Origin of the sequence: Dethiothermospora halolimnae, assembly GCF_037577855.1 — a bacterium.
Lineage (GTDB): Bacteria > Bacillota > Clostridia > Tissierellales > VENL01 > Dethiothermospora > Dethiothermospora halolimnae.
In genome coordinates, this window is sequence record NZ_JBAKFX010000094.1 from 1 (window position 1) to 7,836 (window position 7,836).

General features: G+C 27.8%; 8 protein-coding genes. All 8 read left to right on the forward strand.

Features of this window, described 5'->3' with window-relative positions:
• Window positions 1–350: 350 nt before the first annotated feature.
• The 8 genes from V6137_RS19815 (at window position 351) to V6137_RS19850 (ending at window position 7,696) form a co-directional block, all read left to right on the forward strand.
• On the forward strand, window positions 351–920 hold the full coding sequence (locus tag V6137_RS19815; protein ID WP_425449698.1) for a GNAT family N-acetyltransferase: 570 nt from the start codon (window positions 351–353) through the stop codon (window positions 918–920).
• A 123-nt stretch (window positions 921–1,043) separates the two neighbouring features.
• Window positions 1,044–1,970 (forward strand): transposase, encoded by a 927-nt coding sequence (locus V6137_RS19820; RefSeq protein WP_425449699.1) that lies wholly within the window; start codon window positions 1,044–1,046, stop codon window positions 1,968–1,970.
• A gap of 239 nt (window positions 1,971–2,209) precedes the next feature.
• Complete coding sequence (gene aroE, locus V6137_RS19825; RefSeq protein WP_425449700.1) at window positions 2,210–3,037, forward strand: shikimate dehydrogenase; 828 nt, start codon at window positions 2,210–2,212, stop codon at window positions 3,035–3,037.
• A gap of 137 nt (window positions 3,038–3,174) precedes the next feature.
• A complete protein-coding gene (locus tag V6137_RS19830) occupies window positions 3,175–3,912 on the forward strand; it encodes a SurA N-terminal domain-containing protein (protein ID WP_425449701.1) in 738 nt (245 codons plus the stop codon).
• A gap of 265 nt (window positions 3,913–4,177) precedes the next feature.
• Complete coding sequence (locus V6137_RS19835; RefSeq protein ID WP_425449702.1) at window positions 4,178–4,546, forward strand: DUF952 domain-containing protein; 369 nt, start codon at window positions 4,178–4,180, stop codon at window positions 4,544–4,546.
• A gap of 76 nt (window positions 4,547–4,622) precedes the next feature.
• Window positions 4,623–5,561, forward strand: coding sequence for a DUF6273 domain-containing protein (locus V6137_RS19840; protein ID WP_425449703.1), 939 nt, complete (start codon window positions 4,623–4,625; stop codon window positions 5,559–5,561).
• Window positions 5,562–5,787: 226 nt separating this feature from the next.
• Window positions 5,788–6,921 (forward strand): hypothetical protein, encoded by a 1,134-nt coding sequence (locus V6137_RS19845; RefSeq protein WP_425449704.1) that lies wholly within the window; start codon window positions 5,788–5,790, stop codon window positions 6,919–6,921.
• A gap of 1 nt (window position 6,922) precedes the next feature.
• Window positions 6,923–7,696 carry a Na-translocating system protein MpsC family protein gene (locus V6137_RS19850; RefSeq protein WP_425449705.1) on the forward strand — a complete coding sequence of 258 codons (774 nt, stop codon included), beginning with the start codon at window positions 6,923–6,925 and terminating at the stop codon, window positions 7,694–7,696.
• Window positions 7,697–7,836: the final 140 nt, after the last annotated feature.

Genomic DNA, 7,836 nt, shown 5'->3' on the forward strand with positions numbered 1-7,836 from the left:
GGTTAGACATTATACTTCTTTTCAAAATTAGTTAACATCTTATCTCATATTTATACGACGCTAGTCGCTTTTAAAAATTTTCGGATGAAAGTTTTGGTTTGAATAAATCTTCATGCGATTCCCGTGAGATGTCATAGGAATTAGTAGCCAAAGAATTAATTTAATGATATAATATAGACTAAGACATGTCCTAAAGATAAAAATAGTTCTAATTATATTAAAAATATTTTGAAGAGGCGAGACGTTGGTTAGTTATTGATTACTAATTTAGTGTCTCTTTTTTTTATGCCGTGAATAAAAAATGGATAATTAAAGTTTTAGGACTTAAATTTAATAAATGGGAGGTACTTATGAACATTTTTAAAATAGCATTTAATGCATTTCCCGAATTAGAGACTAACCGCTTTATACTTAGAGAGGTAAAGGAAAGTGATTTTAGAGAAATATATGATATTTATTCTGATGAAGAAGCAGTAAAATATCAGCAAATAAAACCTATGGAAACCATTGACCAAGGGAAAAAAGCAGTAAGTTTTTTTAAAAGAGGATATAAAGATAAAAAGTTTATTCGTTGGTGTATAGTTAGTAGAAATGATAATAAAGTAGTGGGATTAATTACACTTCATCACTTTGATAGTTGGAATTTTAGTGGAGAGATAGGGTATATGCTTAATAAAAAATATTGGAAGCAAAATATAATGAGTGAAGTTGGTGAAAAAGTTATACAATATGCATTTGAAGTAATAGGATTACATAGAATAGCGGCATCGATACATCCTAATAATATAGGCTCGATTAAATTAACCACTAAGTTAGGATTTAAAGTCGAAGGGATGAAAAAGGAAGCGGCATACAATATTAGAACAGAGAAGTTTGAAGACAGATTAATATATGGAATTATAAAGAAGAAAGAGAAATAAGACCTAGTTTTTTAAAAGTAAAAAGCTAGAGATTTTTTATAGGGACAGTTCATTATAAAAAAGAAGTATATAAATTTCTTCCTTGGTCATAATATCACTTAATAATAGAAAAGGAGTGATATTATGCCAAGAACAGCTAGGCATAAAAGTTGTGAATCCATATATCATATAATGGTTAAAAGTGTAGGAGATTCAAAATTGTTTAAAAAAGATATGGACAAAGAAATTTATTTAGGTATAATTAGAAAATATCAAAAGATATTTGATTTTAAGGTCTATGCCTATTGCCTTATGGACAGTCATGCCCATTTTATGATAGATGCAAATGGCTCTGACGTATCTAAGTTCATGCAAAGAATAAACCAATCCTATGCCCAGGGATATAATATTAGATATGAGAGAAGGGGTCATTTGTTTGCCGACAGATTTAGAAGTGAAATAATTGAAGATGATAAATATTTAAAAGTTTGTTTCGGATATATACATAATAACTGCAAGGACATACCCGGTTGGGAAGGACAAGAAGAAAGATACCCATATTCTAGCTTTGGAATATATATGGGAATAGTAGAAAATAGGTATTATTTAGTAGATATGAGCTTTATGATGGGTATTTTTAGCCAAGATTCTAAGGTAGCTCAAAGAAGATGTAGGGATTTTATGAAAATATATATTGAAAGTAAGAATGATAAAAAAATGAAGAGACATATTGAGTTTAAAGATCAGAAAACAGAGTATAGAAGTGAGAGACATATAATAGCTAGGAATTATACTCCTGAAGAAGTAATAGTATTTGTGTCTAACTATACTAATATACCTAAGAGGAGTTTAACCGAAAGATATAGAAGGGAAGTAACAGAAGGTAAAGCGGTACTTGTACTTTTATTAAATAGGTATTGTGATGTAAGGCTTAAGGATATATGTAAATTGATGGGAAATGTGAGTCAATCTAGGGTTTCTACTTTATGTAGCATGGGTTCGAGAATAATATGTGAGGAGGAAAAATATAAAGATATAGTTGATGATTTTATAGGTTTAAAGACTAAATAAAAATTAGTTATAAAAAAATTTTTATAATTAATTATATAAAAAATGATATTATTTAAAGTAGAATTGGACAAGCTTAGGATAATTATATGATTGAAGGGAAAAATATTATAAAATTATAAATTTTTCAGACTATAATTTTAAAATGTAAGTTTAAATAATGAACTGTCCCTTTCAATAAGTCTTTAAAAAAATGAACTGTCCCTTACACTGGAAGTATATATTATGAAGGAGGAATAATTTTGAAATCATTGTACGGTCTTATCGGAGAAAAATTAGGTCATAGTTTTTCGCCTCAAATACATGGAGAGATATTTAAAAAGCTAAACATATCTGGTTATTATCATTTGTTTGAAATGGATAAAGGAGATTTAAAGGATGGAATAAAAGGAATGAAAGCACTAAAAATAAAGGGTGTTAATGTAACTATTCCTTATAAAATAGATGTTATGAGTTTTTTAGATGACTTATCAATAGAAGCAGAAAAAATTGGTGCTATTAATACCATTTGTTTTCAAGATAATAAAGCTATTGGTTATAACACAGATTATTATGGCTTTGGGATGATGTTAAAGAGATACGGAATTAATGTAAAGAATAAGAGTGTGGTAGTATTGGGAACCGGAGGAGTAACTAAAGCTGTTTTACAATATTTATCAGACGAAGAGAGTAAGGAAGTAGTTTTAGTTAGTAGAAATGTTGATAGGGCTAAAGATAAAATAAAGGGATATACTATAGTATCCTATGAAGAATTAAAAAACTTTTCAAAAAGAGATATAGTCATTAATGCTACCCCATGTGGCATGTACCCAAAGGTTGATTATGCCCCTGTTGGAAAAGATATTTTATCAAAGTTTAATATAGCGATAGATTTAATTTATAATCCTGAAAAAACACTTTTTTTAAAGTGGGCTATAGAGGAAGGACTAAAAGTAGTTAATGGTCTATATATGCTAGTTGGGCAAGCAATTAAAGCTCAAGAATTGTGGAATAATATGCAGATACAAGATTCTATTGTAGAAGAGATTTACAAAGAAATATCTAACAAGATATCTAAAACTAAGAAGTAACTTATATATAATAGTCTAATAAAATGTAAACATTTTGTAAACAACAGTTTTATTTTCTTTTATTATTTGTGGATTAGTGATATACTCTTGATTAGATTTTGATTTTTAAATTATAGATGTTGAAGGGAGTTTTTAGTTTGTCAATCAAGAAAAAATTAGTAGTGTTATTAGCTGCAGCTATGCTAATATTTGGTGTAGTAGGATGCACAAACACAGAAGAATCACAGGAACCAGATAAGCAAGAGCAACAGGGAGAAAAGGAGCAAGAAGAGCAAAAAGATCAAAAAGATCAAGAAAAACCACAAGAAGTTGTAGCTATCGTAAATGGAGAAGAAATTGCAGGAGCTGATTTCCAAGCAACTGTTAATCAAATAAAGTCTATGTATGCACAGCAAGGGATGGACTTAAGTAGTGAGCAAGGTAAGCAACTTTTAGAACAATTAGAGAAACAAGTTTTAAATAGTATGGTTGGTCAGGAATTACTTAGACAACAGGCAGAAAAAGAGGGTTATACTGTTTCAGAAAAAGAAATTAATAAAGAATTAGAAAAAGTAAAAGGTCAATTTGAAAATGATGATCAATTCAAAGAGGCATTAGATAAAAATGGGACTACAGAAGCTCAATTAAAAGAAGAGATTATTAATAGAGGGAAAACACAACAATATATAGATGACCAAGTTGGAGAAGTTACAATAACAGAAGAAGAGTTGAAAGAAATTTATGATTCATATGCCCAGCAGAGTGAAGATATGCCAGAATTTGAAGAAGTGAAAGCTCAAATTAAAGAACAGGCTAAATCTCAAAAAATGCAACAGGAAACTAATAAAATTGTTGAGAGGTTAAAGAAAGATAGTGAAATAGAAATTTTATACTAGAATAATAAATATTTAGTGCTTAGAAAACCAATCTGGACTGTATGTAGTTTAGGTTGGTTTTATATTTTTAATTAATTATTAAGGAACTGGAAACTTCACAACTTGTTTAAATTAGAACTGTAAAGTTACCAGAAGTAAAAATAACTATAGAAATAAAAAAGTTCAAGACATAAAAAAAGATATAGAAAAATTAAGTTATGATCTTAAGTATAAGGATATAGTATATAAACCAAAAACTCAGATGATTGTAGGAGGGAAATAATATATGATTATATATACGGCCACATATGAAGAATGGAATAAAATTAAGGATAAAGATGGTTTTGCCAGTAAAGATTTGGATACAGAAGGATTTATCCATTGTAGTTATCCTAGGCAAACTACAGGGGTTTTAAATAAACATTTCAAAAACGAGAAAAAGGTTATGCTACTTTGTATTGACCCTGACCTTTTAACGTCAGAATGGAAAAGTGAAGACTTAAAAGGTAAAGGGGAAGAATTTCCCCATGTATATGGAGAAATTAATACAGATTCCATTATAAAGGTTATAGAAATTAAGCCCTCAAAAGACGGAGTATTTTATGAAAATAATATTATAAGTCTACCTACACTATTGAATAATATAGAAAAATAAGGTAAAATTATACATATACAACTTGATAAAGATTTTTTATCAAAAGTATAAATTTATAATTTAGGAGATGGAAAGTATGAGAAAAGCAATGGTGATGTTTTTAGTATTTACATTACTTTTCAGCCTTGTTCCAATCAAAAAAGACAGCTATGTGTTTGCACAAAATAACATAAAAATTGGAGATTATATTTATTTTGGAAATTACTATGGAGAGCCAATTTTGTGGAGAATTATTAATATTGATGAAGATGGTAATCCTCTTCTTTTCTCAAATAATATTTTGACTTTAAAAGCCTATGATACAAATGAGAATAATTGGGAAAGATCTACTATTAGAACATGGCTTAATAGTGGGGAAGAAAAGGTGAGGTATTCCAATAAAGCTCCATCCAAAGATAATGTGGAAGGAAATTGTTATGACAAAGAATCGGGCTTTTTATATGGATTTACGAAAAATGAGAAAAAAAGCATTTTACCCATTGAACATAGAGTGATTCTTGCTAAAAGAGACTATAATGAAAGAACTGGAGGAAGTAAACCATTAGTTGCGGACTATGAACTACATTGGAAGGAAAGAAATAAAAAGTATAGTAAGTTATATTTAGGAGCTGAACATTATTATAATAATGCGTATTATAAAAATATAAAGGACTCTGTATTTCTATTGTCAGTTCGAGAAGTGAAAAAATATGTTCTTGATAGAAAATGGGATTATAATGCCTATCCCACAAAACAGGCTCTTGAAAATGCAGAAGTAAATTATCTCGTTTATCACAGTAAAAGTTATTTGTCAGAGGATGAAAATGCACCCTATTGGTTCCGTACACCCATGGGTGATTCTGAGGATTCGGTGGTTTTATCAGGGTATTGGACTGTATGTGATTCAGTACAGGTCTATGCGGGGGAAATAGGAGTTAGACCAGCTTTATACTTAAACTTATCTAAAATAAGTTTAAAAGAAGGAACAGGTACAAAAAAGAGTCCATACAAATTAGCATATGCCAATAAGTCTTAAAGTATAATAGCAGTTTCATTGTAAAAAAGATCTATTTATCTTTTCTAAAATATAGTATAGAGGAAACTCTATACTATATTTTGTTATATAATAGTTTATATAATAAAAAACACTATTGACAGAACAGTAGATTACATTATAAAGTGTTTAAAAGAAATATATTAGTTATTTGTTAAATTTAAATATGTGTTAATACAAAAATGATTTCGCCGAAGGAGGGGGATTTGTGGAGAAAATAAAGCCGTCATTAGATACTCAAATAAAAAATATAGGAGATTATATAATTGAATCACAAAATTTCACATTAAAAGTTCACGGGAAAATGGAAGATGAAGAATTTAAATGTTATATAGATGACGTTAATGATGTCTACTTAAATTATCTTAAAGTTGAAAAACAAAATGTTATAGGGATTAATATTTTAGATATAAAAGATGAACTTTCAGAGTTATATTATAATCTTGTAAAGAAGGGATTTTATAATTTTGATAAAGAGAATATTAGCATTATTTTAAGGAAAGAAAATAATAATTATAAAATAGTTAATCTAAAGGACATGCAAAAATGCTATGGTACTTTTTATAAAGTGAATAGTTATACTCTGACAAGAGAAAAAAATTTAATAAAAGTACTACTTGTAATAAGTAATGTCAATAGAGAATTAAATTTGAAAAAAGAAAAAAATACTGTAGAGGATATAAAAAACTACAATGATAAGATTATGAGTATGTCAGATGTTATAACCAATTTATCCCACTCTTGGAGACAACCATTAAATAGCTTAAATTTCTCCATTATAAATCTTATAGATGAAATAGATGTTGATGATTCTGGGATATTAGATGAATACTATAAAGAAATATGGCAAATCATGGAAAGTCTTTCGGATAAAATAGAGAAATTCAGGTCTTTTTTTGAAATGAATGATGAAAAAAATTTTTTTAGTGTGGAAAAATATCTCAATATGGTTTTTGAAATTATGGAGGAAAAAATTAAAAAAGATCATATAAAAATTGATGTCATTATGGGAGAAAAAATTAGAAAATATGGCTCATCAAATGAATTTGTTCAAATTATGTATTGCATATTCTTTGATATTATAGAGTACTGTAAGAATGTATTAGATATTTATAATAGAAAAATATCTATAGAGATACATAGAAATAAAAAAAATATTCTATTTAATATAAAAATTATATTTGATAAAAGTAAGTATAGGCATTTTAAATTGTGTTTAAATCATTTATCTATGTTTAACAATATTATACATAATAAGATGAATGGTTTTATTAAATTAACAAATACAGAAATAAAAAATGAACTGGTAATAGGTTTTCCTTTAGATGTAGAGGAGGTTTAATATGGAAGAAGGTAATTTATTAAAAAAAATGAAGGTTTTGTATGTGGAAGATGAGGCTATAACAAGGAAACAAGTATATAGGTTTTTAAAAAAGAGACTGGGAAAAGTAATTACAGCTGAAAACGGACAAGATGGAATTGAAAAATTTATTGAACATAACCCAGACATAATAATAACAGATTTAGTAATGCCGGATATAAGTGGAATTGAAATGATGAAAAAGTTAAGAAAAGATGGACATAAATGTCCTTTTATTATTACTTCGGCATTATCCGATACTAATACTATTTTAGAAACAGTAGACCTAAAGATAGAAAAGTACTTAATAAAACCTATAGATACTAAGATTCTTATAGAAAATTTGATACAGATATCCACTGAAATTTTGGAAGATAGTAAAGATTCATTAGTGATTAATAGTGATAATATCTTAACCCCGGAAATTAAAAATGAGATGGAACTTGAAATTAGAAACTTGTATTCTAAATATTTGAAAAAAGCCACTGGTAGAGGAGCAAAAAACATTGAGGTATTAATAAAAGGAAAGACAATAGAAATATTTTCAAAGGAGAATCTTACGACTTTAGAGTCTACATTATTAAGTACTGGAGAATATCAGAAGACTGTAGAGGTCATTAGAAAAACTATCTATGAAAATACTATACATGAAGTTGAGTATCAAATAGAAGAATTATTATCTAGAAAAGTAGTCATGAAAGACATACATATTTCTCCCATTGAAAAGTATGAAAGATTAATACTAGATATTATATAAGATGTTAGTACAACAGAAGTTTCGCATCTCAAAAATTTTAATGGGCGATAGCCCTTGGATTCACAAGATTAGATTAAGATAAGGTAGAAATCAATAAATTCCTATTTTTACTGGAAATTTTGAAATAAATCTTTACAAAA

Coding starts and splice junctions, on each gene's coding strand:
- V6137_RS19850 (WP_425449705.1), top strand. CDS start 6,923: ATGGAAGAAGGTAATTTATTAAAAAAAATGAAGGTTTTGTATGTGGAA.
- V6137_RS19820 (WP_425449699.1), top strand. CDS start 1,044: ATGCCAAGAACAGCTAGGCATAAAAGTTGTGAATCCATATATCATATA.
- V6137_RS19840 (WP_425449703.1), top strand. CDS start 4,623: ATGAGAAAAGCAATGGTGATGTTTTTAGTATTTACATTACTTTTCAGC.
- V6137_RS19835 (WP_425449702.1), top strand. CDS start 4,178: ATGATTATATATACGGCCACATATGAAGAATGGAATAAAATTAAGGAT.
- V6137_RS19815 (WP_425449698.1), top strand. CDS start 351: ATGAACATTTTTAAAATAGCATTTAATGCATTTCCCGAATTAGAGACT.